This window comes from Variovorax sp. JS1663 (assembly GCF_002157355.1).
Lineage (GTDB): Bacteria > Pseudomonadota > Gammaproteobacteria > Burkholderiales > Burkholderiaceae_C > Variovorax.
In genome coordinates this window covers 1-25,800 of sequence record NZ_LYMK01000047.1, presented here as the reverse complement: position 1 = coordinate 25,800, position 25,800 = coordinate 1, and the positions used below count along the sequence as shown (strand labels likewise).

Sequence of the window (25,800 nt, the reverse complement as noted above, 5' to 3'; positions counted from 1 at the left end):
TCGCGCCGTCAGATGGCGAGGGCCGCGGCCCGGTTGCGCAGCGCACGCACGGCGCTGTAGACGGTGAGCGCCGAGGTCTTGGGATTCGCTGCCAGCGGCTTGTTGCGCATGCTCAGCTCGAAGCGCCCGAAGGCGCCCTCGGCCTCGACCGTGTGCACGTTCTCGTCGACCGACGGGTCGGCGATCAGGCGCACCTGCGTGCGGTCCAGGCCCAGGCCGGCGAGCGACACGGTGGCGGCGACGTTGGCGTTCTTGGGGTAGAGCGTGGCGGCCTCGCGGGCGCTGCCTTCGAAGATCACGACTTCGCTGCGCAGGGCGTCCAGGTCGCGCCCCTGCTCGGCCGGCGTGCCCTTCCAGGCCTTGGGCGGCTTGCGGCCGGTGTAGCGCACGCTGTCCAGTCCGCCGATGCGGGCCGCGGCCAGCGCATCGATGGCGCCGATCGCGCCGGCGATCAGCTGCACCTGCGTCTTGCCGGTGATGGCGGCGACCTCCAGCCGCTCGGCCAGGCCCTGCGCGGACAGCGCGCCCACCGAGGCGACCACGCAGGGCGTGCCGCGGCGCAGCGCCGGCAGCACGTGCTCCTCGATCGCCGCGTGGCCGGCGGTTTCGACGACCAGGTCGATGCCGCTCGCAGGCACGGCCGTCGCGGCCTGCACGCCGGGGGCGAGCTTGTCCAGCAGCGCCTGGGCCGCTTCCAGGCCCTCGGCCGGGACCACGACGGCCACAACCGCGAGCGAGGCGTCGCCCTTCAGCAGCTCGATGACCGAGCTGCCGATGGCGCCACAACCGATGAGTGCCACGCGCAGCATGTCGGGTCCTTACTTGTTGAGCGCAGGGATCTGCGTGATGGTGTTGGTCGGCGGGCCGGCGAAGGTGCTCTTGAAGCCACCGATCGACAGCATGTCGATCTCCAGCAGGAAGGGACCGCGCGCGGCCAGCGCCTCGTCGAGCTGGCCCTTCAGGTCCTCCAGGCGCGAGACGCGCGCATGCGGCAGCGCGATCGACTTGCACAGCAGCGCGTAGTCGGGCGTGTGCAGGTCGGCGTAGCAGCGGCGGCCGCCGTACTGCACGTCCTGGATGTTCTTGATCACGCCGTAGCTCTTGTCGTTCATCAGCACGATCACCATCGGTGCCTCTTCCTGCACCATGCAGGCCAGCTCGCCCAGGTTCAGGATGAAGCCGCCGTCGCCGGCCAGGCAGAAGGTCTTGCGGCCCGAGCCGGTCACGGCCGCGCCGATGGCCGCGCCGATGGCCATGGGCATGCCCTGGCCGATGCCGCCGCCGGTGGCGTGCACGCCCGCGCTGGGCTCGAAGATGCGCAGCTCTCGGTTCCCCCAGGTGCTGTTGGAGACGGTCACGTCACGCACCCAGTTGAAGCTGCGGCCCGCCACCGACTGGATCTGCCGCACCAGCTCGGCGTAGGGGCCGAGGCCGTCGCGCAGCGTGGCGACCGCCTGTTCGTGGGCGGCGCGCAGGTCGGTGAGCAGGGCCGGGTCTGCCTTGTAGTTCGCGGCTTCCAGCCGGTCGGCCAGCCCTTCGAGCGCGAGCGCGGCATCGCCGCAGACGAAGGCATCGGTCGCGTAGCAGCGGCCTTCGGCGGCTGCATCGGCATCGACGCGGTACAGCGGGCGCGGCAGCTTCAGCTCGTACTTGAGCGTCTCGTTGCCGCGCAGGCGCGAGCCGACCACCAGCATCGCATCGCAGGTCTGGTAGAAGGCCTCGACCGGCTTCTGGATGTTGTAGGCGCCGAGCGAGCCCGGATTGTCCTCGGGCACCGTGCCGCGGCCCTGCGTGGTCGTGACCACGCCGAAGCCGAGCTTCTGCAGGCGCTGGATGGCTGCACGCGCGTGGCGGGCGCCGCCGCCGATCCACAGCATCGGGCGCTTGGCCTTGGCCAGGCTGGCGGCCAGGGCATCGAGGCCGGACTTCGACGGCACCGCGGCCTCGATGGGCAGCGGCGACAGGTCGGCGGGCATCGCCATCATGGCCGACTGGATGTCGATCGGGATCTCCACGCTGACCGGGCCGGTGGGCGCGGTGAGCGCGACCTGCACCGCGCGCTTGAGCGTGCCGAGCAGGTTGTCGATGCTGCGCACGCGGAAGGCGGCCTTGGACACGGCCTTGAGCATGGTCAACTGGTCCGGAGCCTCGTGGATGTACGACATGCCCTTGTCGATGTAGGGCGTCTCGATCTGGCCGGTGAGGTGCAGCACGGGGGCGCCGGCGGTCAGCGCCTCCACCATGCTGCCGGCGATGTTGCCGGCGGCCGGGCCGGTGCTGGTCACGCACACGCCCAGGCTGGCGGTGGAGCGGGCATAGGCATCGGCCATGTTGCCGGCACCGGCCTCGCCGCGTGCCGAGACGAAACGCACCGCGCCGCGCTGCGCGAAGGCATCGAGGATCGGCATGTTGTGGATGGAGATCACGCCGAAGGCGGCCTTCACGCCACACTGTTCGAGGAAGGCGGCAACGACGGCACCGCCGGTGACCTGCGTGGGGTTGGATGGGTTATGCATAGCGGGACAAGCCTCCGGAGATATCGATGTGGCTGCCCGTCGTGTAGGACGCGAGGGGCGAAGCGAGGAAAAGAATGGCGCGCGCGGCTTCCGTCGGAAGTCCCAGGCGACCCAGGGGAATGTGTTTGTTCTTGGCGAGCTGGCCGCTCCAGGCAGACCAGTCCTGCGACTTGTCTTCGCGCGCCTCGAAGCGGCGGCGCCACTGGCCCGACTCGACCAGGCCGATCAGGATGCCGTTGACGCGCACGCCCTGCGGCGCGAACTCGGTGGCCATGGAGCGCACCAGGTTCAGCAGGCCGGCACGCGCGGCCGAGGTGGCGACCATGTGCGGCTCGGGCTGGCGCGCCAGCAGCGAATTGGCGCAGACGATCGCGGCATCGCCCAGCACCGCGTGCTGCGCCGCGAGCTGCGGCAGGAAGGCGCGGGTCGGATGGATGACGGAGAAGAACTTGAGGTGCAGCTCCTCGGTCCAGGCGCTGTCCTCGGTGTCGGCGAAGGTGGAGACGCGGCCCTGGCCGGCGTTGTTGATCAGCATGGAGGCCGGGCCGAGCGCGGCCTCGCTGGCGGCGGCGAAGGCCTTCACCGAGGCGGGGTCGAGCACGTCGCAGGTCTGGGCGAAGAGGCGCGCCGAAGGCCGCGCCTCGCGCAGGGTGGCGACCGCGCGGTCCAGGCGCTCGGCATTGCGGCCGCACAGCGCCACCGCGGCGCCGGCGGCCAGCAGGAGTTCGACGGTCGCCAGGCCGATGCCGGAGCTGCCGCCGGTGACCACGGCCACGCGGCCGGCCAGCGCGTCGGCGGCGAGGAAGGAGGGAGAAGTCGTTGTCGTCATGTCCACGTCCTCAGGCGCTGCGCAGCGGCACGACCTTGGCGCTGCCGGCGGGCGAGTAGTTCAGGAGGCCCGAGATCTCGTCGGCCGTCTCGCGCACGCGGCGCACCATCTCGTCCATGCGGTTCTCGTCGATGTGGCCGGAGGTGATGGTCACGCCCAGCGCGGCCACGATGTGGGCGCTGTGGTCGCGCACCGGGGCCGCGATGGTGGAGATGTTCGATTCGAAGAAGCCCTCGCCCAGCACGAAACCGCGCTGGCGGTCGGCCTGGACCATGTCGAACAACTCGTTGACGGTCTTGGGGGTGGACGGCGAGAAAGTCTCCAGCCGCTCTTCCGGGTAAAGCGCGCGCAGCTGCGGCAGGGTCAGGTCCTCCAGCAGGATGCGGCCCAGCACCGTCGCATGGGCCGGCAGGCGCGTGCCCACGGTGACCGAGCTGGCGAAGGGCGTGGGCGGCGCCACCTTGGCCACGTAGACGATGGAGCGGCCATCGCGCACCACCAGGTTGCAGGGCGTGCGCAGTTCCTCGCACAGGCGGTTGAGCAGCGGCGTGCCGAGCTGGGTCAGCTCCAGCGAGGCCAGGTACTCGAAGCCCAGGCGCAGCACGGCCAGGCCCAGGCGGTAGTCGCGGCCGCCCTCGGCGCGCTCGAGAAAACCCATGTTCTCCAGCGTGGTGAGCAGGCGGAACACGGTGGAGCGCGGCAGGTCGAAGCGGCGCGCCAGCTCGGGCGCGGAGAGGGTGCGGTTCTCGCGGCTGAACTCGCACAGCATGCGCAGGCCGCGCTCCAGGGCCGGCACGTTGTAGCGGTCGGCGCCCTCTTCCATTGAATCCTTGTCGGTGCTCATCGATTTCTCTTTCTTGTCGTCGGTGCGATCAGGCCGCCAGCACATCGCGCAGCAAGGCGGCGACGGTTTCGGGCTGTTCCACATAGCTCGCGTGCCCGGCACGCGGCAGTGTCTCGAGCGGCACGCCGCACTGCTTCGCCACCTCGGCGCAGGCTTCGGGCGTGGTCACCACGTCCAGGGCGCCGCAGGCCACGCGCACCGGCATGGCAGGCGGCAGGTCGGCCAACAGGTCGCCGCCGCACAGCAGCTCGACGGCCTGGCGGTAGCCATCCTCGTTCAGGCGCGCCATGTTCCAGCGCACCCATTGGCGCGCGGTGTCGCTGGCGTGATCGGAAACCAGGCGGGCAGAACGCTTCGCGGCCATGCCGGCGATGCCGAGTTGTTCCAGCGTGCCCAGGCGCTCGGCGCGCACGCGGGCTTGCGCCTCGGCACGGGCCGGCGCGCCGTAGCCGGCTGCCGGGCTGATCAGCAGCAGCTTCGAGATGCGCGAGGCCAGTGCAGACCCGGGACGGGCCGCGGCGGCGGCCATCAGCGCACCGAGCGAATGGCCGACCAGCACGCAGCGATCGATGTCCAGCGCGTCGAGCAAGGCTGCGAGGCGTTCGGCATAGTCGGCGGCCTTCGGTGCAGCGGCGACGAACGGCGTCGATGCGCCATAGCCCGGCGCGTCCCACGCGATCAGCCGGGCCTCATCTTCCAGCGCAAGTGCCGCGTCCAGCCATGAAGCCGCACCCGAACCGATGCCATGCAGGCACACCAGCGCCGGGCCGGTGCCGCATTCGCGCACCGAAACGCTCGCGCCACCGGCCACCTGCACACTGCGCGCCGCAAAGCGCGCATCGAGGCGCGCCAGCTCGGCGGCCGGCAGGGGCTGGAGGTCGGTCATGGCTGCACCGGTCATGGCGTCGCGTTCCTTGAAGCTCAGCGCTTGATCTTGGCGAGGGGGTGATCGGCGGGATAGGTCGGCGTGACGGGCTTCTTCGCACCCAGCATCACGCACATCAGCGCATCCTCGTCGCCGACGTTGATCTCCTCGCGGTACACGCCCGGCGGGACCGAGATCAGGTCGCGGTCGGTCAGCACGGTCTCGTAGCGCTCGCCCTCGGCGGTGGTCAGCACCACCTTGAGCTTGCCGCGCATCACGAAGAACACCTCCTCCACGTCGATGTGCAGGTGCGGCGGGCCTTCGTGGCCGGCCGGGATCACCATGGTCGAGAAGGTGAAGTGCTCCGAGGGCACGGTGTTGACGTCGGCGGCCACGCCGGTGCCGCCGGTGCCCATGTAGCGCATCTGCGCGCGCCGGAACTTGGGGTCGTAGTCGGCCTGGAACTTCAGGGCGTTCCAGTCGTACTGGCGGGTCGAATAGCGCGCGATGCGGCCGTTCATCCACGCTTCAAGGCTCGCGCCCTGGGGGCGGCGCAGGGTCTCGCCGACCTGGCTGTCGTCGAATTTCTTCTGTTCGGACAAATCGCTCATCGAATTACTCCTTGCAAGGAAATCAGTGCATCACGAAGCCGCCGTTGACGGCGAGCAACTGGCCGGTCACGAAGCGCGACAGGCCGGACAGGGAAAACAGCACCGCGCCGCAGACGTCCACCGCCTGCTGCTCGCGCGGGATGGCGCGGCCTTCGAGGTATTTCTGGTGGCGCGCCATCGGCACGTACTCGGTGGCCTCTACCAGCGTGAGGCCGGGCGCGACCGCGTTGACGGTGATGCCGTGCTCGCCCCACTCGCGGGAGAGCGAGCGCGTCATCGAGATCACGGCGCCCTTGCTGGAGGCATAGGCCAGCAGCTTCGGCGCGCCCCACAGGGCGGTGTCGGAAGCCAGGTTGACGATCGCGCCGCGGCCGCTGGCGGCCAGGGCCGGCTGGCAGGCCCGGCTCATGAGCCAGGTGCCGCGCACGTTGACGTCCATCACGCGGTCCCAGGTCTCGATGTCCAGCGCATGGGCATCGCGACCGCCGGAGTTGGTGATGGCGGCGTTGTTGACCAGACCGTCGAGCCGGCCCAGCAGGCGGGTCGCCTCGGCCGCGCAGGTGTCGATGGAGGCCGGGTCGCACAGGTCCACCGCCAGCGCATACGCATCGAAGCCGCCGTCGCGCAGGGCCTGCGCCTCCTGCTCTGCCAGGTCCGCGAGGATGTCGGCCAGCACCACCGACGCGCCCGCGGCGGCGATGCACTTGGCGAAGGCGAGGCCCAGCCCGCGCGCCGCGCCGGTCACCAGCACGCGGCGGCCGGCCAGCAGGTCGTTCGGCAGCTCCGCGAGCAGCGCCTGCAGGCTCTCGGGATCAGGGATGGCCTTGATGCTTTCAGTACTCATACAACCAGCTTTCCTAGGCAGTGGCGCGGCCCGCGAAGCGCGGCCCGTTCGGGGAACACCGCGGAACCGGCTTGGCCGGGCCGCCGGTGTTGCCCCCGGTGAGGGGGTTGGCGGCTACACGAAGTGAGCAAGCCTGGGGGAGAGCCATATCAGTCGGCTTGAATGCCGAGTTCCTTGATGATCTTGCCGAAGCGCTCGAAGTCCGCCGCGTTGGTCTTGGCCAGCACGTCCGGCGCGCCGCCCAGCGGAAGCGCACCCAGCACGGCCATCTTGGACACCACGTCCGGCATCTTCAGGATCTCGTTGAAGTGGGCGTTGAGCGTCTTCACGACCTCGGGCGGCATGTTCTTCGGGCCGAAGAGGCCATGCCAGGCCGTCACTTCCACGTTCCTGTAGCCCAGCTCGGCGAAGGTGGGCACGTTGGGCGCGAGCGGCGAGCGCGCGCGGTCCGCCACCGCGAGCGGCAGCATCTTGCCGCCGGCCAGGTGCGGTGCGATCGGGCCATAGGTGATGTAGGTCAGCGGCACATGGCCGCCCAGCACGTCGTTCACCGCCGGCGCCACGCCCTTGTAGGGAACGTGGCCCAGGCTCAGGCCCGCGGCCTTGTTGACCATCTCGCCCAGGATGTGCATCGGTGAGCCGCTGCCGGGGCTGCCATAGGACAGGGTCTTGTCCTTGGCGCCCTGCACGTCCTTGAAGCTCTTGAAGCCCGAGCCCGAACCGGCCACGAGGAACAGCGGCAGCGTGCCGGTCTGCACGATGGGGGTGAAGCCGCCCTGCACGTCGTAGCCGGTGCTGCTGCCGGTCTTGAGCACCAGTTGTGCGATCGAGAAGGTGCTGGGCGCCAGCAGCAGCGTGTAGCCGTCGGCCGGCGCCTTCGCCACGAAACTGCTGCCGATCACGCCGCTGGCGCCGGGCCGGTTGTCCACCACCACCGGCTGGCCGATGCGCGTGGAGAGCTTCTCGGCGAACAGGCGGGCGAGCGCGTCGGTGTCGCCACCGGCCGGATAGGCCACCACGATGGTGACGGGCTTGGCCGGATAGCCTTGGGCCCAGGCGGGGGCGGCGGCGCCGGCTGCGGCGAGGGACAGGGCCAGCGCGAGTGCCTGGCGACGGGAGGGCTTCATCATCGTGCTTTCGATCCGTGGCGAATGGTGGGTCTTGTTTGTTCCACTAATAAAACAATGATTTATTAATGGAACAAACAGGTGAAGAATAAGCCTGAAGTGGTCGATTTGTCTAGGGGTCAACCCTGGATTGAGCGCGTTAACCCTGAACTTGATGAAGGCGGAATGACAGGTCCACGCCCTGATATGGTCGCTCCCGTCAAGGGGCACGGATTGGTTGTTGATCCAGTGGCACGGGGTGATGCGGCCCAAGTCTGCTGCTGCGACGATGGATCAGACTGATATCCGTGGGTTGGTTACCACCGTGCATCGATCCGTCATGGAAGCAGCCTCGATCTAGTGGCGCAGGTTGCCCCGAGGGGTTCTGTAGATAGGGCCGGCGAGGGTTCTTCCCATCGTGATCGGGCCGCATCGCCTCGTGCCATTGGCAGTCGCTATCGAGCAGCAGGATGGGTCGCTGGCGCTGCCTGCTGGGCGATGGACCAGACGAATCCGGCCAACTCGCGTGCCACCGCCACGCAGACCTTGTTGGCCTGCAGGCCTCGCCTGGACAGCTGTGCGAATCGTGAACATAGGCGCACCTGTGCCTTCCACGCGTGGGTGCGGATGCCCGGCGGCAGCGCCTTGCTGCGCTCGCGCAACTCGTTGCTGATTCGCGCCGGGAAACGGTAGTTCCAAGCCGCCTCGGTCAACAGGCGCCGCGCGTGGGCATTGCCGGTCTTGGTGATCGAGCCGCGGCGCACGCTGTTGCCGCTGGAATGCTCCGAGGGCACCAGGCCGAGGTAGCCCATGAGCTGGCGTGCAGTGCCGAAGCGGCCGATGTCCCCGATCTCGCACACCAAGCCGATGGCGCTGACTGTGTCGACGCCGCGTAGTGCCCGCAGGGCCGCCACGACCGGCTCGAAGCGCCAGCCCTGGACTGCCTGCTGCAGTGCCGCCGTCAGCCGCTGCACGCGCTCGTCCGCAACTTGCACCGCCAGTTGATATTCGGTCATCGCGATCTGGTCTGCCGTGTGCTCAAAACGCTGATCTGCGATCCATCGTTGGTGCATCCTGGTCCAGGAGGTCTTGCCGGCATAGCGTCGGTCCTGGCGCAGCAGGAACCCCTTGAGCTGCTGGCGCACCTTCAAGCGCATGTTGACCGCGTCTTCGCGCGCGCGCCACAGGTTGCGCAATGCCTCGTGGGCTTCGTCGGGCACCCAGATGGCCTTGAGTTCGCCTGCGCGAGACAGCTCGGCCAGTCGGGCGCAATCGCGCCGGTCGGTCTTGATGCGGTCGCCCGCTCGCCGTGGGATCAAGGATGGAGCGATGATCTCGCAGCGATAGCCGCGCTGGCTCAGCACTCGATGCAGCCCATAGCCGGTCGGCCCAGCTTCGTAAACCACACTCACTTGCTGCGCGGGGCCGTACTTGCGTAGCGCCTTGAGTAGGCCCTGAACGTCAGGCCCGAGGGTTCCCACGAAGCGGCTGGGCTCTCGCCCAGCTTCGCATACGGCCACCGCAATGCTGTCCTTGTGCGCATCCAGACCCACGAAGAACTTGATACTCTCGTCCATGGCTCGTCTCCATACGGTTTGCGGCTGGCTTTGCCTCACCGCATGTGGCTCGGCGCACCAAAGTGCGCAATCCACGATACCGGAGACGAGCCCCTCGCTGACCTATCGAGCGACCATGATGTCTAGTGGCAGCACGCATCGTTCGCCGTACTCTGTATACAGAGTTCAGAATCACGTCTACCACCCGATGCCCGCCCAGCTGGTCCAGATCGCCGCCGCACCCGACCTCGTCGATCAGGTCTACCGCGCCCTGCTCGATGCCATCAGCGGCGGCTCGCTCGCGCCCGGCGAGCGCATCACGCAGGAGGACCTGGCGCGACGCCTGGCCGTTTCGCGCCAGCCGGTGCTGCAGGCGCTGCGCCTCTTGAAGAAAGACGGCTTCGTGCTCGACGCGCCCGGCCGCGGCCTGCTGGTCGCGCCGCTGGACGTGGAATGGACGCGCAAGCTCTACCAGGTGCGCGGCGCGCTGGAGGTGCTGGCCGCCAGGCTGGCCGCCGCACAGCGCGCGCGCATCGACCCGAAGCTGATCGAGCGCGGCCGCCGTGCCGCGCGCGGGCGCAGCGTGGAGGCCATGATCGAGGCCGACGTCGCCTTCCACCACGCGATCTACGCCGCCTCCGGCAACCCGCTGATCGCGCAGAGCGCCGGCCAGCACTGGGTCCACCTGCGCCGCGCGATGGGCGCGGTGCTGCAATCCGTGCCGCAGCGCGAGTCGCTGTGGGACGAGCACGAGGCGATCGCCGAGGCCATCGGTGCCGGCGACGTCGAACGCGCCGCGCAGCTCAGCGAGGCGCATTGCACCCGCGCGGGCGAGACGCTGAGCATGCGCCTCGCCGAGCGCCTTTCCAGATCTGGAGACACCGCATGAAACTCACCCCGGCGCAGCGCGCGCAGTTCGAGCGCGACGGCTACCTCTTCTTCCCCGGCCACTTCTCCCCCGATGAGACCAAGGTGCTGACCGATGCGGTGCCCGCGCTCTACAGCCGGCACGAGGCCTTCAACGTGCGCGAGAAAGGGTCGGACGCGGTGCGCACCAATTTCGCGGCGCACCTGATCAGCGAGCCCTTCGCGCGCCTGGCGCGCCACCCGCGCATGGTGGCGCCCGTGATGGATCTCTTCGAGGAGGAGGTCTACATGCACCAGTTCAAGATCAACGGCAAGATGGCCTTCGAGGGCGACGTCTGGCAGTGGCACCAGGACTACGGCACCTGGCTCAACGACGACCTCATGCCCACCGAGCGCGCCATGAACGTGGCGATCTTCCTGGACGACGTGAGCGAGTTCAACGGCCCGCTGATGTTCATTCCCGGCAGTCACGTGAAGGGCGTGGTCGAGGCGCAGCACGACCTCACGACCACCAGTTACCCGCTCTGGACCGTCGACAACGACCTGATCGCGCAGCTGGTCGAGCGGGCCGGCGGCAAAGGACACTACGACGCGGCGGGCCGCCACGTCGAGGGCGGCATCGTCTCGCCCAAGGGCCCGGCCGGCTCCATGATCCTGTTCCACAGCTGCCTGGTGCATGCCTCCGGCAGCAACCTCTCGCCCTTCAACCGCGTCGCGGTGTACCTGAGCCTGTGCGCGGTCAGCAACCACATCCGGCGCTTCAAGCGGCCGGAGTACATCGCGCACCGCGACTTCACGCCCATCGCGTTGCTGCCGGACGACTGCCTGCGCAAGCCCTACCCGGTCGAGACGCCGTGGAAGGACGGCCTGCCCGAGAGCGCCCTGCGCACCTCGCTCGAACGCATCGATGCGGTGGCCGCCTGATGAGCCTGCACCAACGACTCCAGCAGCGGGCCGCCGCGGGCAAGCCGGTGCGCATCGGCCTGATCGGCGCTGGCAAGTTCGGCGCCATGTACCTCGCGCAGATTCCTCGCACGCCCGGCGTGCACCTGGTCGCCATCGCCGACCTCTCGCCCGAGGCCGCCCGCACCAACCTCGAACGGGTGGGCTGGCCGCGCGAGCGCGCCGCAGCCCGCTCGGTGCAGGAGGCCGTGCGGCACGGCACCACCTGGATCACCGAGGACTGGCAGGCCGTCACGCGAGAGAGCGCCATCGACATCGTGGTCGAATGCACCGGCAACCCCGTGGCCGCGGTCGAGCACTGCCTCGACGCCTTCGCCCACGGCAAGCACGTGGTCAACGTCACGGTGGAGGCGGATGCCTTCTGCGGCCCGCTGCTGGCGCGCCGCGCGCAGCAGGCCGGGGTGCTCTATTCGCTGGCCTTCGGCGACCAGCCGGCGCTGATCTGCGACCTGGTCGACTGGGCCCGCACCTGCGGCTTCCCGGTGGTGGCGGCCGGGCGCGGCCACAAGTGGCTGCCGCATTTCAGCGAATCGACGCCCGAGACCGTGTGGGGCCACTACGGCCTCACGCCCGAGCAGGCGAAGCGCGGCGGGCTCAACCCGAAGATGTTCAACAGCTTCCTGGACGGCTCCAAGCCCTCGATCGAGAGTGCGGCGGTGGCCAACGCGACCGGGCTGGGCGTGCCCTTCGACGGCCTGCTCTACCCGCCCGCCAGCGTGGAGGACATCCCCTTCGTCACCCGCCCGAAGAGCGAAGGCGGCGTGCTGGAGCGCAAGGGCATGGTGGAAGTGGTGTCCTCGCTGGAGGCCGACGGCCGCCGCATCCCCTACGACATCCGCATGGGCGTGTGGGTCACGGTCGAGGCCGAGACCGAGTACATCAAGAACTGCTTCGAGGAATACAACGCCCACACCGATCCGAGCGGGCGCTACTTCACGCTCTACAAGCGATGGCATTTGATCGGCCTCGAGGTCGGCATGTCGGTCGCCAGCGTGGCGCTGCGCGGCGAGCCCACCGGCGTGGCCACCTGCTGGAACGCCGACGTGGTCGCCACCGCCAAGCGCGACCTCGCACCCGGCGAGATGCTCGATGGCGAAGGCGGCTACACCGTGTGGGGCAAGCTGCTGCCGGCCGAGCGCTCGCTGCGCCTGGGCGGGCTGCCGCTGGGGCTCGCGCACAACGTGAAGCTGGTGCGGCCGGTGAAGAAGGGCCAGAGCCTGAGCTGGGCCGACGTGGCGATGGACACGTCCACTCCGGCTTATCGGCTTCGCAGCGAGATGGAATCGATGTTCGCACCAGCGCGCGCAGGCGGCTCGAGATGAGGCTCGCGCCGCGTGCGACGAGGAGGCCGTGACGGCGTTCCACGACATGACGGCCGTCGTGCTGCGCCGCGCCATGGCCAGCGGCCAGCTCAGGGCCGAGGCCGTGGCGCGTGCGGCACTGGAGCGCATCGCGGAGCGCGAGCCGGCGGTCCACGCCTGGCGCGCGCTCGATGCCGAGGCCGCGCTGGCCGCCGCACGCGCCCTGGACGCGCGCGGCGTGCCCGGCCTGCTCGGCGGCCTGCCGCTCGGCGTGAAGGACATCATTGCCACCGCCGGGCTGCCCACGCGCTACGGCTCACCGATCTACGAGGACTTCCAGCCGGACGCCGACGCGCACTGCGTCACCTTGGCGCGCGCCGCCGGCGCCGTGGTGCTGGGCAAGACGGTGACCACCGAGTTCGCCTACTTCTTTCCCGGCCCGACGGTCAACCCGCACCGCGCCGGCCACACGCCCGGCGGTTCGTCCAGCGGCTCGGCCGCCGCGGTGGCCGACGGCATGGTGCCGCTGGCCTTCGGCACGCAGACCGCAGGCTCGCTGATCCGGCCGGCCTCCTTCTGCGGCGTCTTCGCGCTCAAGCCCAGCCACGGCAGCGTGGGACTCGACGGCATCAAGCCCTTCGCGCCTTCGCTGGACACGCTCGGCTGGCTGGCCCGCAGCGCCGAAGACCTGGAGCTCATGCGCTGCGCCATGGCCGGCACGGCCTTCGAGCCGCTGACGCCGCCCGGCTCGCGTGCGCTTCGCATCGGCGTCTGCCGCACCCATGAATGGCCGGCCGCCGATGCAGGCGGTGCGGCCGCGTTCGAGCAAGCCGTCCGCTGCCTGGCCGCGGCCGGCGCGGGCCTGCGCGAGGTCGACCTCCCTGCGTCGATGGCCGGGCTGCTGGAGGCGCAGAAGACGGTCATGGCCTGCGAGGCTGCACGCCACCTGGATGCGGAATGGCGCCAGCACCCGGGGCAGCTCAGCGGTGCGCTGCAGGCCCTGCTGGCAACGGGCCGCGCGTGCGACGATGCCGGCTACCGGCACGCGCGCGACCAGGCGGCCGAGGCCCGGCGCATGACGGGCGCGCTGATGCAGCCGTTCGACGCGCTGCTCGTGCCGGCCGCACCCGGTGAGGCGCCGGCCGGGCTGTCCGCTACCGGCGACCCGGTGTTCAACCGCATATGGACGCTGCTCGGCCTGCCTTGCGTCAACGTACCGGGGCTCTCCGGTCCGCAAGGCCTGCCGATCGGCGTGCAGCTGGTCGGCCATCCGGGCCGCGAGCGTGCCCTGCTGGAGGCGGCTGCAGCCGTTCATACGCTGCTGGCGAACGCATGATCGGCGCGCGCGCAGCCGGCAGGCGCAGGTCCGGATCCGGCCAGCGCCGGGACCGCATCGGGGCGAGGATCGGGTCGAACCCGCTTCGAGAACACAGCGCATGCGCACCGCCCTTCCCCGCCCCTTCCTCCGCCTCGCCGGCGCCAACCTCGCCGCCCAATCCGCCGAACAGCTGAGCCTGGCCGCCGTGCCGCTGCTGGCGGTGCTCGCGCTTCATGCGGGGCCGGGCGAGATCGGCCTGCTGGCCGCCGTCCAGACCCTGCCCTTCCTGCTGTTGTCCATCCCGCTGGGCCTGCTCGCCGACCGCTGGTCCCGCCAGCGCCTGATGGTGCTGGCCGAGGCGCTGCGGGCGCTGTCGCTGCTCGGCCTGCTGGGCGTGGCGGTCAGCGCCTCGCCGTCGATCGCGTGGCTGGCCGTGCTGGGCTTCGCCGGCGCCGTGGGCACGGTGGGCTTCAGCGTCGCGGCACCTGCGCTGGTGCCGTCCCTGGTCGGGCGCGCTGCGCTGGCGCAGGCCAACGGCCGACTCGAACTGGCGCGCAGCGCGGCCTTTGCCGCCGGGCCGTCGCTGGGCGGCGCGCTGGTCGCATGGCTGGGCGCGCCCGTGGCCTTCGTGCTGGCCGCGCTGCTGTCGCTGCAGGCGGTGGCGCTGCTGCTACGCATCGCCGAGCCGGCACGGACGCAGGCACCGGCCCGCCATCCGGTCGCCGAGCTGCGCGAAGGGGCCGCCTTCGTCTGGCAGCACGCGTTGCTGCGGCCAATCCTGCTCACCGCGATGGCATGGAATCTCTCGTGGTTCGTGCTGCAGGCAGCCTACGTGCCCCATGCGGTGCGCGCGCTGGGCCTGGGTGCGGAAGCGGTCGGTCTCACACTGGGGGCCTGCGGGGCCGGCATGGTGGCCGGGGCATTGCTCTCGCCGCGCATCCTGCGGTCCCTGCCTCTGGGGCGGGCAATACAGCTCGGCCCCGCGCTCTCGGTGCTGGCGGCGCTGGCGATGGTGGCCACGCTGGCCTGGCCGAGCGGTCTCCTGGCGGCGCTCGCGATGTTCCTCTTCGGTGTCGGCCCGATCGTCTGGGTGATCGCCTCCACCACCCTGCGGCAGACCGTCACGCCGCAGCAGATGCTCGGCCGCGTGTCGGCGCTGTTCCTCACAGCCAACGCCGGCATGCGCCCGCTGGGCGCGGCGCTGGGCGGCGCCGTGGGCGCGGCCTGGGGCGAGCCGGCCTGCCTGCTGCTGGCAATGGCGGGCTTCGGGCTGCAGGCGTGGCTGATCCTGGCCTCGCCGATGCGCGGGCTGCGCGCACTGCCGACGCCGGCCTGACGCAGGCATGAAAAAAGCCGGGCCCGTCGTGCGGGTCCGGCTTCGTCATGCGCCGAAGCGCTTCGCTGGATTTACAGGCCAGCCTGGCGCGTGAAGGACACGCTCGGCTTCTTGTAGGCGGCCGGCACTTCGTCGCGGAAGAACGCACGGCGGTCCAGGCTTTGCAGGGGGTCATGCGCCTTGGCGACAGCTTCGGCTTGGATCTTGGCGCGGTCGGCGGTCGAGACGATCGTCTGCACGCCAGAGTCGGCCACGTCGCTGTACGCGTTGCCGCTGCGCGCGGCGGCGACGCCTTGAGACTGCACTTCGGCACGGCTGTAGCCGTTGGTCAGCGGATGGACGCCTTCATAGGTCTCGGCGTGGGCGCCGGCAACAGCCAGCAGCGAGAGGGCAGCGGCTGCGATGAATTTCGTGTTCTTCATGGTGATCTCCTTCGGATGCTTTGTAACGATGTCGAACCGGTGTCTTGGCCTGTTCGTTCGGGTTCGCTCATGGCCAGCCCGTTGAAAGAGTATGGAGCCGATTTCTAGGTGGAAACCCTTGTTTTTGGAATCGCGGTGTCACCAAACTGGAAACAATCGCGGGGCTTGTTTTTCTGCAGAGCGCAACCAGCCCGTGTCGAAATGCCGGCTTGCCAGCCGTCATGGGCTTGAGCGATCCTGCTCGACATCCCCTCCAGGAGCTTCCTCATGCAGTACATGCTGATGTTCTACCAACCCCAGTCCGAATTCGAACAGCGCGGCAGCGCCGACGCCCAGGCCTACATGGCCGGCTGGATGGCCTACGTGGGTGCGGTGCGCGAATCCGGCATCTCGCTCGGCGGCCACGGCCTGCAGCCGCCGATGACCGGCACCACCCTGCGCATCCGCGGCGACAAGCGCCAGGTGCAGGACGGCCCTTTCGCCGACACCAAGGAGCAGCTGGGCGGCTACTTCATCATCGACGTGCCGGACCTGGACACCGCACTCGAATGGGCGGCCCGTGCGCCCTGCGCCACCACCGGCGGCGTGGAAGTGCGGCCGGTGTTCACCGCGCCTTGACCGTGGGCGGTGTGGACGGCGTGGATGGCGCGGCCCCGCCCGAAGTCCACGAGGCAGCCGAGCGCGCCGCGCGCCAGTCCTATGGCCGTCTGGTCGCCATCCTGTCCGCGCGCACGCGCGACATCGCCGCCTCGGAGGACGCGCTGGCCGACGCCTTCGCGCGCGCCCTCGAGCGCTGGCCCGCCGAGGGCATCCCGCGCCAGCCCGAGGCCTGGCTGCTCGCCGTGGCGCGCCATCGCGTGCTCGATGCCTGGCGCCACAGCCGCGTGCAGGACGAGGCATCGCAGACCCTGCTCGCACTGGCGGACACCTTCGCCGCCGACAGCGGCGGCGAGGCGGTGCCGGACGAACGATTGCGCCTCTTCTTCGTCTGCGCGCATCCCGCCATCGATGCGGCGGCGCGCGCGCCGCTGATGCTGCAGACCGTGCTCGGCCTCGATGCCGCCCGCATGGCCGGCGCCTTCCTGGTCGCGCCGGCCACGCTCGGGCAGCGCCTGGTGCGGGCCAAGGCGCGCATCCGCGCCGCGCGCATTCCCTTCGAGTTCCCGCGCGCGCGGGACCTGCCGCAGCGGCTGCAGGATGTGCTCGACGGCATCTACGCCGCCTACGGCACCGGCTGGGACGACATCGACGGCGCGGACAGCGCGCAGCGCGGGCTCACCGGCGAGGCCATCGACCTGTGCCGCATCCTCTGCGGCCTGATGCCGCGCGAGCCCGAGCCGCTCGGCCTGCTGGCGCTGATGCTGTTCTGCGAGAGCCGCGCCGCTGCGCGGCGCAGCGAGGACGGCGCCTACGTGCCGCTGGACCAGCAGGACAGCCGGCGCTGGGACCTCGCCATGCACACGCAAGCCGAGCAGGCGCTGCGGCACGCGGCCAGCCTGGGCATGGCCGGCGCCTACCAGCTGGAGGCGGCGATCCAGTCGGCGCACTGCGCGCGGCACCTGGGCGCCGAGGTCCCGGCTGGAGCCGTGGTCGCGCTCTACGACGGCCTGCTCGCGCTGCGGCCCAGCACCGGCGCCCGCGTGAGCCGCGCCTGCGCGTTGGCGCGTGCGGAAGGGCCGGCAGCCGGACTGCAAGCGCTCGATGCCATGGCCGCGAACGAGGTCGCGAGCTACCAGCCTTTCTGGGCTGCTCGGGCACATCTGCTGAGCGCCATTGGCGAATGCGATGCCGCACGCGCGGCCTATGCGCGCGCCATGGGACTCGCCACCAGCCCAGCGGTGCGCGCCCACCTAGCCTCGGAGGCCGAGCGCTGATGAAGATCACGTCACGCCCCGCTTCGGAAAATGCCGCAAGCGCTCCAGGCCGAATTGCAGCGCCAAGTGATATGGGTGAATTGGATCGCTGTACTTGGCCTTGTGCGCAGGCTTGTTGATCACGACCGCAATCAGCATGAAATCGCATGCGCCGATCAAGTCAGTTGCCCCATGAACTGCGCGCGCTGTTCAAGTGAGCGTGCCCAAGATGCCCTTGCGGCGCCGGATGTCGGAGCCTTGTTCCTGAGCCTCGACTCAGGGGCGAGCAGAATCGACCTGATGCGCGCCCTCCTCTTGAGCTTCTCCCAGCAAGAGCTCCGCCACCACCCCTGGCGCAGCGCGGCTGCCGTGCTGGCCGTGATGCTCGGCGTGGCGCTGGCCTTCTCGGTGCACCTCATCAACGCCTCGGCGCTGGACGAGTTCTCCAGCGCGGTGCGATCGGTCAACGGCCAGCCCGACCTGGAGCTGCGCGCCGCCCAGGGCAGCTTCGACGAGGCCGTGTTCGCACGCGTCGCGCAGTTGCCGCAGGTGCAGCTTGCCAGCCCCGTGCTCGAAACGCAGGCGCAGGCGCTCGCCGCCGATGGGAAGCGCCTGCCCCTGCGTCTCGTCGGCGCCGATGCGCTGGTGCTCCCGACGATCGCCCCCGCGCTGATGCCGAAGCCGGCCGCCGATGCCGAACGCCTCGCGCTGCTCGCCCCCGACACCGTGTTCCTCAACGCGGCCGCGCGCACCGCGCTCGGCGAGGACGCGACGCGGCTGCGCCTGCGCGTCGGCGGCGACACGCGCGAGCTGCGCATCGCCGGCCAGGTCGCCGCCGGCGGCGCGGCGCTGGCGGTGATGGACATCGGCGCCGCGCAGGACCTGCTCGGCCGCGCCGGCCAGCTCAGCCGCATCGACCTGCGGCTCGCGCCGGGCACCGACCGCGCCGCCTTCATGCGCGCACTGCGCGACGCGCCCGGCTGGCCGGCGAACATCCAGATCGCCGAGCCCGGCGATGCGGCCGAGCGGGTGAGCAACCTCTCGCGCGCCTACCGGGTCAACCTCACGGTGCTGGCCCTGGTCGCCCTCTTCACCGGCGCCTTCCTGGTGTTCTCGGTGCTGGCGCTGAGCGTCGCCAAGCGGGCCCAGCAGTTCGCGCTGCTGGGCGTGCTGGGCCTCACGCCGCGCGAGCGGCTGCAGCTGGTGCTGGCCGAGTCGCTGGCGCTCGGGCTGGTCGGCAGCGTGCTCGGCCTGCTGTTGGGCACGGCGCTCGCCGCCTTCGGGCTGCGGGTGCTGGGCGGGGACCTCGGCGGTGGCTATTTCGAAGGCGTCGCGCCCGCACTGCACTGGCGCTGGGGCCCGGCCCTGCTCTACGGCGGCCTGGGCCTGCTGGCCGCGGCGGTGGGCGGCTGGTGGCCGGCGCGCGCGGCGCAGTCCCTGCCCGAGGCACAAACGCTCAAGGGCCTGGGCGGCACCCACGCGCAGAGCGGAGCGCCTCGGCTCGCGCTGCTGCTGATCGCGGCCGGCGCGGCGCTGGCGACGGCACCCGCGGTGTTCGGCATTCCGGTGGCGGCCTACCTGTCGGTGGGCTTCCTGCTGGTGGGCGGCATCGCGGCATTGCCCGGGTTGATCGCGCTGCTCTACGACCGGCTCGCGCCCCTGTTCGCCCTGCGCGTGCTGCCCATGCTGGCCATCGAGCGCGCGCGCCGCATGCGCGCCACCGCGGCAGTGGCCGTCAGCGGCGTGGTCGCGAGCCTGAGCCTGGCGGTGGCGCTCACCGTCATGGTGGCGAGCTTCCGCGAATCGGTGACGCGCTGGCTGGACGTGGTGCTGCCGGCCGATCTCTACGTGCGCAGCGCCGCCGGCGGTGGCGGCGGCTCGGTGGGCGGCGAGCAGGCCGCCTTCACGCCGGCCTTCGTGCAGGCGCTGAATGCGCTGCCCGGCGTCGCGCGCACCGGCACGCTGCGCACGCGCGCGCTGCTGCTCGATCCGGCGCGGCCCTCGGTCACGCTGATCGCGCGCAGCATGGACGGCGACGCAGCGCGCGCCCTGCCGCTGCTGGGTGCCCTGCGGCCGACGCCGGCGGGCACGGTGCCCGTCTACGTGAGCGAAGCGATGGTCGAGCTCTACGGCGCGAAGCCCGGCGACGAGTTTCCGCCGCTGGCCCGTGCCTTCGGCGGCGGTACCCGCTTCTTCGTGGCCGGCGTGTGGCGCGACTACGTGCGGCAGTTCGGCGCGATCACGATCGACGCGCGCGACTTCGAGCGACTCACCGGCGACCGCAGCGTCAGCGACGTGGCGCTGTGGCTCGCCCCCGGCGCCGAGGATACGCAGGTGCAGCAGGCCGTGCGCGCACTGGCCGCGCGGCAGCTGGGCGCGGCGGAGCCGGTCGAGCTCGCCTCCGTCGGACAGTTGCGCGCGACCTCGCTGCGCATCTTCGACCGCAGCTTCGCCGTCACCTACTGGCTGCAGGCGGTGGCGATCGGCATCGGCCTCTTCGGCATCGCGGCCAGCTTCAGCGCGCAGGTGCTGGCGCGGCGCAAGGAGTTCGGGCTGCTGGCGCACCTGGGCTTCACCCGCGCCCAGGTGCTGGCGGTGGTGGCCGGCGAGGGCGCGGCCTGGACCGCGATCGGCGCGGCCGCCGGCCTGGGCCTCGGCCTCGCCGTGGCGGTGGTGCTGGTGCACGTGGTCAACCCGCAGAGCTTCCACTGGAGCATGGACCTGCTGGTGCCCTGGCTGCGGCTGGCGGCGCTGTGCGCCGCGGTGGTGGCGGCCGGCACCCTCACCGCCTGGCTAGCGGGCCGCGCGGCGGCCTCGCGGGATGCGGTGCTGGCGGTCAAGGAGGACTGGTGAGGGCATCGCGCCGCGCGGATGTCGCCGGGCGTGCGTCGCCGGCGAGCCGGAGCAGATCTTCGACTTCCCAATGGTCGTCCGCATGCAGGCCGTACTTGCAGGCGAGTACACGGCCTTGCGCATCGATCAGGAAGTCTGCCGGCAGCCCCAGAATGCCGTTCTCGGCCTTGCGGTAGAACCGACCGGTTGCCAGCACCCAGCGCATGCCGCTCCAGAACACGCCGGGGTGGAGCAGCGCACGCCAGGACGTTTCCACCCCGTAGGCGCGGTAGTGCTTCTTGCGCGGGTCTGCAATGCAATCGAAGGGCAGTTGCGCCTGGTACTTGAGCATCTCCTCGAGCGAGGAATGGAAGAACACCAGTTGCCGGATGCCGGCAGCGGCGATCTCGGCCTGGCGCAACGCCATGCTCCTCAGATGGAAGTTGCAGACGGGACAGCCGGCAAAGCGGCGGAACTGCAGGTGGGTGTAGTGCGCTTGCGGAGCCGGCACGCGAACGCTTCTGCCGGAGATCGCCTGGGCTTCGAATGCGGGCGCGGCGCGCCCCGGAGCGAGTTTCATGAGCATCTCTTTCATGGCCGATCGAAGGCCGACGATGGGGCTTTTCGATTAAACGTACAGTGTACGTATTTGACTATAATCACGCTTCCGATACCGTGTCAACGAAGAAGAGATGGGACGACCGGCGAAGTTCACGCATGCGCAGTTGCAAAGCGCAGCATTGCGGCTGCTCGACAAGCAGGGGCTCGCGGGCCTGTCGATGCGCTCGCTGGCAGCCGAGCTCGGCACCGGGGCGATGACGCTCTACAACTACGTGCCGCAGCGAGAAGGGCTCGACCTGCTCGTGATCGAAGCGGTGATCGCCGAGGTACGTTGGGAGCGCGATTCCTTCGCGGATTGGAAGGACGAGGTGCGCACGATCGCTTCTGCCCTCTGGCAGGCGTTGCGGGCCCACCCGAATGCCATCCCGCTGATCCTGACCCGCCGCAGCCGGGCGCCGGCGATGTTCGAGGTCACGGAGGCGCTGCTGACGGCCTTGGCGCGCAGCGGCCGGTCGGACACGGACTTGCTGGTCGCCTTCCGAGCCGTGTCGGCGCTGGTGATGGGCTTGGCCCAGGCCGAGCTGGCCGGCCCTCTTTCCCTGCAGGCCATGGAGTCGGCCGAGGAGACGATCGCCCGGTTCCGGGCGCTCCCCGCCGCCCGCTTTCCCAACCTGATCGACATCGCATCCGCCGCGCTTCGAAGCACGGCGGAGCAGGAGTTCCAAGCCAGCCTGGACTTGCTGCTCGCAGGTTTGTCGTGAGCGGCTTTGGTCATTCGCACCGGACTTATAAACTCGGGCGCGTGACGCATACCTCTTCCGACAGCCGCTGGCTCGACAGCGCGATCCGCCGCATCGAGGCCGACTACCAGCGCAGCGCCGACACGCACCTGATCCCGCTGCCGCTGCCCCAATTCGCCACCCACGGCATCGACCTCTACCTCAAGGACGAATCCACCCACCCCACCGGCAGCCTCAAGCACCGGCTGGCGCGCTCGCTCTTCCTCTACGCGCTGTGCAACGGCTGGGTCGGCGAAGGCACGACCATCGTCGAGTCCTCCAGCGGCTCCACCGCGGTGAGCGAGGCCTACTTCGCGCGCCTGCTCGGCCTGCCCTTCATCGCCGTGATGCCGAAGAGCACCTCGCCCGAGAAGATCGCGCAGATCGATTTCTACGGCGGCCGCTGCCACTTCGTGGACCATGCGGCCCAGGTCTACGACGAGGCCCGCGCGCTGGCGCAGCGCGAGCGGGGCCGCTACATGGACCAGTTCACCTACGCCGAGCGCGCTACCGACTGGCGCGGCAACAACAACATTGCCGAGAGCATGTTCGAGCAGATGAGTCGCGAGCGGCATCCGGTGCCGGCCTGGATCGTGGTGGGCGCGGGCACCGGCGGCACCAGCGCGACCATCGGCCGCTACCTGCGCTACCGCTGCCACGACACGCAGGTCTGCGTGGCCGATCCCGAGGGCTCGGTGTTCGCGGCTTATCACGCGAGCCGCGATGCAACCCTGACCGCGCCCGGCTCGCGCATCGAGGGCATCGGCCGCCCGCGGGTGGAGCCCAGCTTCATCCCCTCGCTGGTGGACCGCATGATCGAGGTGGCCAACACCGATTCGGTGGCCGCGATGCGTGCGCTCTCGCAGCTGCTGGGCCGCAAGGTGGGACCGTCCACCGGCACCAACTTCATCGGCATGCTCGCGCTCGCGCAGGAGATGCGTGCGGCCGGCCGGCAGGGATCGATCCTCTCGCTGCTGTGCGACGCGGGCGAGCGCTACCTGCCCAGCTACCACGACGCCGGCTGGGTGGCGCAGAACTTCGGCGACTGCAGCGCGGCCGAGCAGCGCGTGCGAGACGCGCTCGCCGGCTGATGGCCTTCATGCGGCGGCGCACCCTGCTCGCCCTGCCGGCCCTCGCGTTGCCCGCGGCCTGGGCGCTGCCGCCGCGCACCCTGCAGTTCCCGCGCGACTTCGGCAGCCATCCCGAGCTGCGCACCGAGTGGTGGTACATCACCGGCCATGCGCAGGCCGGGGAGCGCGCCTTCGGCTTCCAGCTCACCTTCTTTCGCTCGCGGGTGGACGAGGCCCAGGCCATGCGCTCGGCCTTCGCAGCGAAGCAGCTGGTCTTCGCCCATGCCGCCGTCACCGACCTCGAAGGCCGCAAGCTCTGGCACGACCAGCGCATCGCGCGCGCCGGCTTCGGCGTCGCATCGGCCGGCGAGGACGACACCGACCTGCGCCTGCGCGACTGGACCCTGCGGCGCGAGAACGGCGCCTACGTCGCGAGCCTGCCGGCCTCCGGCTTCGGCATCGCGCTGCGCTTCGCGCCCACCCAGCCGGTGCTGCTGCAGGGCCAGGCCGGCCTCTCGCGCAAGGGCCCCGAGCCCGAGCAGGCCAGCTACTACTACAGCGAGCCGCAGCTCGACACCAGCGGGCGGCTGAGCCTGCAGGGCCGCGCCTTCGAGGTGCGCGGCCGCGCCTGGCTGGACCACGAATGGAGCGAGGCGCTGATGCATCCCGACGCCGTGGGCTGGGACTGGATCGGCATGAACCTCGACGACGGCGGCGCCCTCACCGCCTTCCGCCTGCGCCGCCGCGACGGCTCGGCCCTGTGGTTCGGCGGCTCGCTGCGCGGCGCGGACGGCCGGCTGCGCGTGTTCGGCCCAGATGAAATCCGCTTCGAAGGCCTGCAGCCGTGGACCAGCCCACGCACCCGCGCCACCTACCCGCTGCGCTGGCGCATCGACACGCCGGCCGGCGCCTTCACCGTCCAGGCCCTGCTCGACGACCAGGAACTCGACAGTCGTGGCTCCACCGGCGGCGTCTACTGGGAAGGCGTGAGCGATCTGCTCGATGCCACCGGCCGGCGCATCGGGCGCGGCTACCTCGAGATGACCGGCTACGCGCAGCCGCTGAAGCTTTGAGCGCTGTTGCGCAATCATTCGACCATGAGATTCCGCTTCGTTTCGAGCACGCTGCTGTCGTGCTGCTTCTTCCTGATCGGCTCGGCCCACGCCCAGACGGGTTCGCGCCCGAGCTGGGGCGCCATCGCCACGCTCCAGGGCTGGTACGGCTACGCCTACGACCAGCCCACCCGCGATGCCGCAGAGAACGCCGCGCGCGCCCGCTGCGAGCGCGCGGCGGGACGCGCGGGCGCATGCATCGTCCGCGCCTACTTCGACCGCGCCTGCGGCGCGCTGGCGACGGGCAACTACGGCGAGTGGGGCACCGCGATCGCGCCCACCGCCGAAGCAGCGGGCAAGGGCGCGGCCGCACAGTGCGAAAGCCATCTGCCGACCGAGCCGTGCAAGGTAGTCGTGCGCGTGTGTTCGCGTTGAGCGCAAGCGGTCGATGACGGTGGATGGCGGGCCGTTCTACTGCCGCAGGCCCTCCGCTACCAATCGCCGGCGGCGGACCATCAGAGGCCCAGGTCGCTGAGGCCGGGATGGTCGTCGGGACGGCGGCCGAGCGGCCAGTGGAACTTCCGCTCCGAAGCCTGGATGGGCATGTCGTTGATGCACGCGAAGCGGCGCTGCATCAGTCCGTCCTCGCGGAACTCCCAGTTTTCGTTTCCATACGAGCGAAACCAGTTGCCGGAGTCGTCGCGCCACTCGTAGGCGTAGCGGACGGCAATGCGATTGCCATCGAAGGCCCAGAGCTCCTTGATCAGGCGGTAGTCCAGTTCCTTGTGCCACTTGCGCTCGAGGAAGGCCTGGGCTTCCTCGCGGTTGCTGGCAAATTCGACCCGATTGCGCCACTTCGTGTCGCTCGTATAGGCGAGTGCGACCTTCGCCGCATCGCGAGTGTTCCACCCTTCTTCGGCGAGTCGGACCTTCTGGATGGCTGATTCTCTGGTGAATGGCGGTAGCGGCGGGCGAGTTTCCATGGCGGGACCTCCAAGGTTGATGGGGTTTGGCATGTAGACAGACTCGTCTACATAGCCTCAATGTAGCAAACGTAGACGAAGCTGTCTACACTGGCGTCATGCCCATATCGAGAAGTCCGGAACTTGCCGAGCTGCCCGCGCGAGAGCGCATCCTCGCGACCGCTCACGACCTCTTCTATGGAGACGGAATTCGAGCGACCGGCATCGACAAGCTGATCGCAGCGTCCGGTGTCACGAAGGTCACCTTCTACCGGCACTTCCCGAGCAAGAACGACCTGATTCGTTCCTACCTCGACTATCGGCACCGATTGTGGATCGACTGGTTTCGGGACGCGCTGGCCCGGCATGGGAGCGCAAGGATTGGAGCGATGGCACTCCTTCCGACGCTGAAGGAATGGTGGTCCGACGCGCGTTTTCGCGGCTGTGCATTCATCAACGCATCGGTGGAACTCGGTACGTCCAGCGACGAGGTGCTCGAGGTGAGCCGCGTCCACAAGGAAGAGATGATCGAGGCGATCTCATCGACGCTGCCGCCGGGGCGGCGCCGGCGTGCCCTCGCGCAATCGCTGGCGCTGGCTGTCGACGGCGCGATCGTTCATGTGCAGCTGGGCATGGATGCCGAACAGGTGTCATCCGGATTCGAACAGCTCCTGAAGGCGACGCTGAAGACGAGCGCTTGAGCTGCGTCAATCCGCCTGATGGCCGAACTCGCCAAATCGTGGGCAATACCTGCCGGCCCCGAGGCGCCCACCTTCGAGGTCCTCACCAACCCCACCGCGAAGCAGCAGCGCGTCGCCAGATCGCAGCCAGCGTGTCATTGACGTTGCCCATCCGCGGCCAGGATCAGGGTGAAAGCCGTCGTTCACCCACCTGCCGACGCCGGGACCTAGGTACGATCTTCGATCGCCCGACATGGCCGGTCAGCAATGATCGGAGGTCCGCCGCGGGCAACCGCCGGTTGCGGCCAAAACCTGCCGCTCGCCCTGCTGCCGGGAAGAGCCGAGCCTGCACGGCACGTTCGGCGCCGAATACGAAGACTCATGCGCCAATGTGTGGCGACCGATCTCACGGCTGCGGCCGTGGCCGTGCTTTTGGCCCACGGTGCAGGGCGAGAACGTTTCGGACGGTCAGCCCGCCCCGCTTGACATCTTGCGGTCAGAGAGTAGCATGTATATCCATGAAGGGATATACATCATGGACCTGCAAGTGGCAAAGTGGGGCAACAGCCTAGCCCTTCGGATTCCGTCCGAGGTCGTGCGCCGGCTCGGCCTGCACGAAGGCGCAACCGTCGA

Annotated in this window: 27 protein-coding genes; 14 read left to right on the top strand and 13 right to left on the bottom strand. The window is 70.0% G+C overall.

The window, feature by feature from the left end; translation table 11 throughout:
- Positions 1 to 8 precede the first annotated feature (8 nt).
- From A8M77_RS28540 to A8M77_RS28500, 9 genes are all read right to left on the bottom strand, one after another.
- Positions 9 to 809: an aspartate dehydrogenase gene (locus tag A8M77_RS28540; RefSeq protein ID WP_086924844.1), complete on the bottom strand. Its 801-nt coding sequence runs from the start codon at positions 807 to 809 to the stop codon at positions 9 to 11.
- A 9-nt stretch (positions 810 to 818) separates the two neighbouring features.
- Positions 819 to 2,516 carry a thiamine pyrophosphate-binding protein gene (locus A8M77_RS28535; RefSeq protein ID WP_086924843.1) on the bottom strand — a complete coding sequence of 566 codons (1,698 nt, stop codon included), beginning with the start codon at positions 2,514 to 2,516 and terminating at the stop codon, positions 819 to 821.
- Positions 2,509 to 3,345 carry an SDR family oxidoreductase gene (locus A8M77_RS28530; protein WP_086924842.1) on the bottom strand — a complete coding sequence of 279 codons (837 nt, stop codon included), beginning with the start codon at positions 3,343 to 3,345 and terminating at the stop codon, positions 2,509 to 2,511. Before A8M77_RS28530 ends, A8M77_RS28535 begins: the two co-directional genes overlap by 8 nt.
- 10 nt (positions 3,346 to 3,355) lie before the next feature.
- Positions 3,356 to 4,189 carry an IclR family transcriptional regulator gene (locus A8M77_RS28525; protein WP_086924869.1) on the bottom strand — a complete coding sequence of 278 codons (834 nt, stop codon included), beginning with the start codon at positions 4,187 to 4,189 and terminating at the stop codon, positions 3,356 to 3,358.
- A gap of 28 nt (positions 4,190 to 4,217) precedes the next feature.
- On the bottom strand, positions 4,218 to 5,090 hold the full coding sequence (locus tag A8M77_RS28520; protein WP_086924841.1) for an alpha/beta fold hydrolase: 873 nt from the start codon (positions 5,088 to 5,090) through the stop codon (positions 4,218 to 4,220).
- A gap of 20 nt (positions 5,091 to 5,110) precedes the next feature.
- Positions 5,111 to 5,665, bottom strand: a complete 555-nt coding sequence (locus tag A8M77_RS28515; protein WP_086924840.1) for a cupin domain-containing protein — start codon at positions 5,663 to 5,665, stop codon at positions 5,111 to 5,113.
- 22 nt (positions 5,666 to 5,687) lie between these two features.
- Positions 5,688 to 6,509 (bottom strand): SDR family oxidoreductase, encoded by an 822-nt coding sequence (locus tag A8M77_RS28510; RefSeq protein ID WP_086924839.1) that lies wholly within the window; start codon positions 6,507 to 6,509, stop codon positions 5,688 to 5,690.
- A gap of 149 nt (positions 6,510 to 6,658) precedes the next feature.
- A complete protein-coding gene (locus tag A8M77_RS28505; protein WP_086924868.1) occupies positions 6,659 to 7,636 on the bottom strand; it encodes a Bug family tripartite tricarboxylate transporter substrate binding protein in 978 nt (325 codons plus the stop codon).
- Between the two features lie 434 nt (positions 7,637 to 8,070).
- Entirely contained in the window at positions 8,071 to 9,192 is a 1,122-nt protein-coding gene (locus A8M77_RS28500) for an IS110 family transposase (RefSeq protein WP_086924838.1), read from the bottom strand.
- A gap of 187 nt (positions 9,193 to 9,379) precedes the next feature.
- On the opposite strand from A8M77_RS28500, the gene A8M77_RS28495 reads away from it, so the two are divergent.
- The 5 genes from A8M77_RS28495 to A8M77_RS28475 all read left to right on the top strand — a co-directional run bounded on the left by A8M77_RS28495 (position 9,380) and on the right by A8M77_RS28475 (position 14,956).
- Positions 9,380 to 10,060, top strand: a complete 681-nt coding sequence (locus A8M77_RS28495; protein WP_086924837.1) for a GntR family transcriptional regulator — start codon at positions 9,380 to 9,382, stop codon at positions 10,058 to 10,060.
- Positions 10,057 to 10,962 (top strand): phytanoyl-CoA dioxygenase family protein, encoded by a 906-nt coding sequence (locus A8M77_RS28490; protein ID WP_086924836.1) that lies wholly within the window; start codon positions 10,057 to 10,059, stop codon positions 10,960 to 10,962. Before A8M77_RS28495 ends, A8M77_RS28490 begins: the two co-directional genes overlap by 4 nt.
- Positions 10,962 to 12,323, top strand: a complete 1,362-nt coding sequence (locus A8M77_RS28485; RefSeq protein WP_086924835.1) for an NAD(P)H-dependent oxidoreductase — start codon at positions 10,962 to 10,964, stop codon at positions 12,321 to 12,323. Before A8M77_RS28490 ends, A8M77_RS28485 begins: the two co-directional genes overlap by 1 nt.
- A gap of 28 nt (positions 12,324 to 12,351) precedes the next feature.
- Positions 12,352 to 13,638: an amidase gene (locus A8M77_RS28480; protein WP_238137008.1), complete on the top strand. Its 1,287-nt coding sequence runs from the start codon at positions 12,352 to 12,354 to the stop codon at positions 13,636 to 13,638.
- A 100-nt stretch (positions 13,639 to 13,738) separates the two neighbouring features.
- Positions 13,739 to 14,956, top strand: a complete 1,218-nt coding sequence (locus A8M77_RS28475; RefSeq protein WP_086924833.1) for an MFS transporter — start codon at positions 13,739 to 13,741, stop codon at positions 14,954 to 14,956.
- 71 nt (positions 14,957 to 15,027) lie between these two features.
- On the opposite strand, the gene A8M77_RS28470 is transcribed toward A8M77_RS28475, so the two are convergent.
- Complete coding sequence (locus tag A8M77_RS28470) at positions 15,028 to 15,378, bottom strand: alpha/beta hydrolase (RefSeq protein WP_086924832.1); 351 nt, start codon at positions 15,376 to 15,378, stop codon at positions 15,028 to 15,030.
- Between the two features lie 267 nt (positions 15,379 to 15,645).
- Here A8M77_RS28470 and A8M77_RS28465 point away from each other — a divergent pair, with 267 nt between their 5' ends.
- Positions 15,646 to 15,996, top strand: a complete 351-nt coding sequence (locus A8M77_RS28465; protein WP_086924831.1) for a YciI family protein — start codon at positions 15,646 to 15,648, stop codon at positions 15,994 to 15,996.
- Positions 15,993 to 17,252: an RNA polymerase sigma factor gene (locus A8M77_RS28460; RefSeq protein ID WP_443272865.1), complete on the top strand. Its 1,260-nt coding sequence runs from the start codon at positions 15,993 to 15,995 to the stop codon at positions 17,250 to 17,252. Before A8M77_RS28465 ends, A8M77_RS28460 begins: the two co-directional genes overlap by 4 nt.
- 6 nt (positions 17,253 to 17,258) lie before the next feature.
- Here the strand turns inward: A8M77_RS28460 and A8M77_RS37300 are convergent, their stop codons facing one another.
- Positions 17,259 to 17,390 (bottom strand): hypothetical protein, encoded by a 132-nt coding sequence (locus A8M77_RS37300; protein WP_272947459.1) that lies wholly within the window; start codon positions 17,388 to 17,390, stop codon positions 17,259 to 17,261.
- A gap of 141 nt (positions 17,391 to 17,531) precedes the next feature.
- On the opposite strand from A8M77_RS37300, the gene A8M77_RS28455 reads away from it, so the two are divergent.
- Positions 17,532 to 20,084, top strand: coding sequence for an FtsX-like permease family protein (locus A8M77_RS28455; RefSeq protein WP_086924829.1), 2,553 nt, complete (start codon positions 17,532 to 17,534; stop codon positions 20,082 to 20,084).
- Here the strand turns inward: A8M77_RS28455 and A8M77_RS28450 are convergent.
- Positions 20,068 to 20,643: a peroxiredoxin-like family protein gene (locus A8M77_RS28450; protein ID WP_086924867.1), complete on the bottom strand. Its 576-nt coding sequence runs from the start codon at positions 20,641 to 20,643 to the stop codon at positions 20,068 to 20,070. The two genes, A8M77_RS28455 and A8M77_RS28450, sit on opposite strands and share 17 nt — an antisense overlap.
- A 160-nt stretch (positions 20,644 to 20,803) precedes the next feature.
- Between A8M77_RS28450 and A8M77_RS28445 the strand changes: the two genes are divergently transcribed.
- The 4 genes from A8M77_RS28445 to A8M77_RS28430 are packed head-to-tail and all read left to right on the top strand — an operon-like array spanning position 20,804 to position 23,960.
- Complete coding sequence (locus A8M77_RS28445) at positions 20,804 to 21,385, top strand: TetR/AcrR family transcriptional regulator (protein ID WP_202820669.1); 582 nt, start codon at positions 20,804 to 20,806, stop codon at positions 21,383 to 21,385.
- A 41-nt stretch (positions 21,386 to 21,426) separates the two neighbouring features.
- Complete coding sequence (locus A8M77_RS28440; protein ID WP_192871696.1) at positions 21,427 to 22,494, top strand: PLP-dependent cysteine synthase family protein; 1,068 nt, start codon at positions 21,427 to 21,429, stop codon at positions 22,492 to 22,494.
- On the top strand, positions 22,494 to 23,546 hold the full coding sequence (locus tag A8M77_RS28435; protein WP_086924826.1) for a lipocalin-like domain-containing protein: 1,053 nt from the start codon (positions 22,494 to 22,496) through the stop codon (positions 23,544 to 23,546). Before A8M77_RS28440 ends, A8M77_RS28435 begins: the two co-directional genes overlap by 1 nt.
- Before the next feature lie 24 nt (positions 23,547 to 23,570).
- Positions 23,571 to 23,960 (top strand): DUF4189 domain-containing protein, encoded by a 390-nt coding sequence (locus A8M77_RS28430; RefSeq protein WP_086924825.1) that lies wholly within the window; start codon positions 23,571 to 23,573, stop codon positions 23,958 to 23,960.
- Between the two features lie 80 nt (positions 23,961 to 24,040).
- Here the strand turns inward: A8M77_RS28430 and A8M77_RS28425 are convergent, their stop codons facing one another.
- Entirely contained in the window at positions 24,041 to 24,508 is a 468-nt protein-coding gene (locus A8M77_RS28425; RefSeq protein ID WP_086924824.1) for a nuclear transport factor 2 family protein, read from the bottom strand.
- A gap of 26 nt (positions 24,509 to 24,534) precedes the next feature.
- Between A8M77_RS28425 and A8M77_RS28420 the strand changes: the two genes are divergently transcribed.
- Both A8M77_RS28420 and A8M77_RS28415 read left to right on the top strand, forming a co-directional pair.
- Positions 24,535 to 25,188, top strand: coding sequence for a TetR/AcrR family transcriptional regulator (locus A8M77_RS28420; RefSeq protein ID WP_337590031.1), 654 nt, complete (start codon positions 24,535 to 24,537; stop codon positions 25,186 to 25,188).
- A gap of 487 nt (positions 25,189 to 25,675) precedes the next feature.
- The coding region (locus tag A8M77_RS28415; RefSeq protein ID WP_337590032.1) for an AbrB/MazE/SpoVT family DNA-binding domain-containing protein at positions 25,676 to 25,800 on the top strand (125 nt) is incomplete at its 3' end.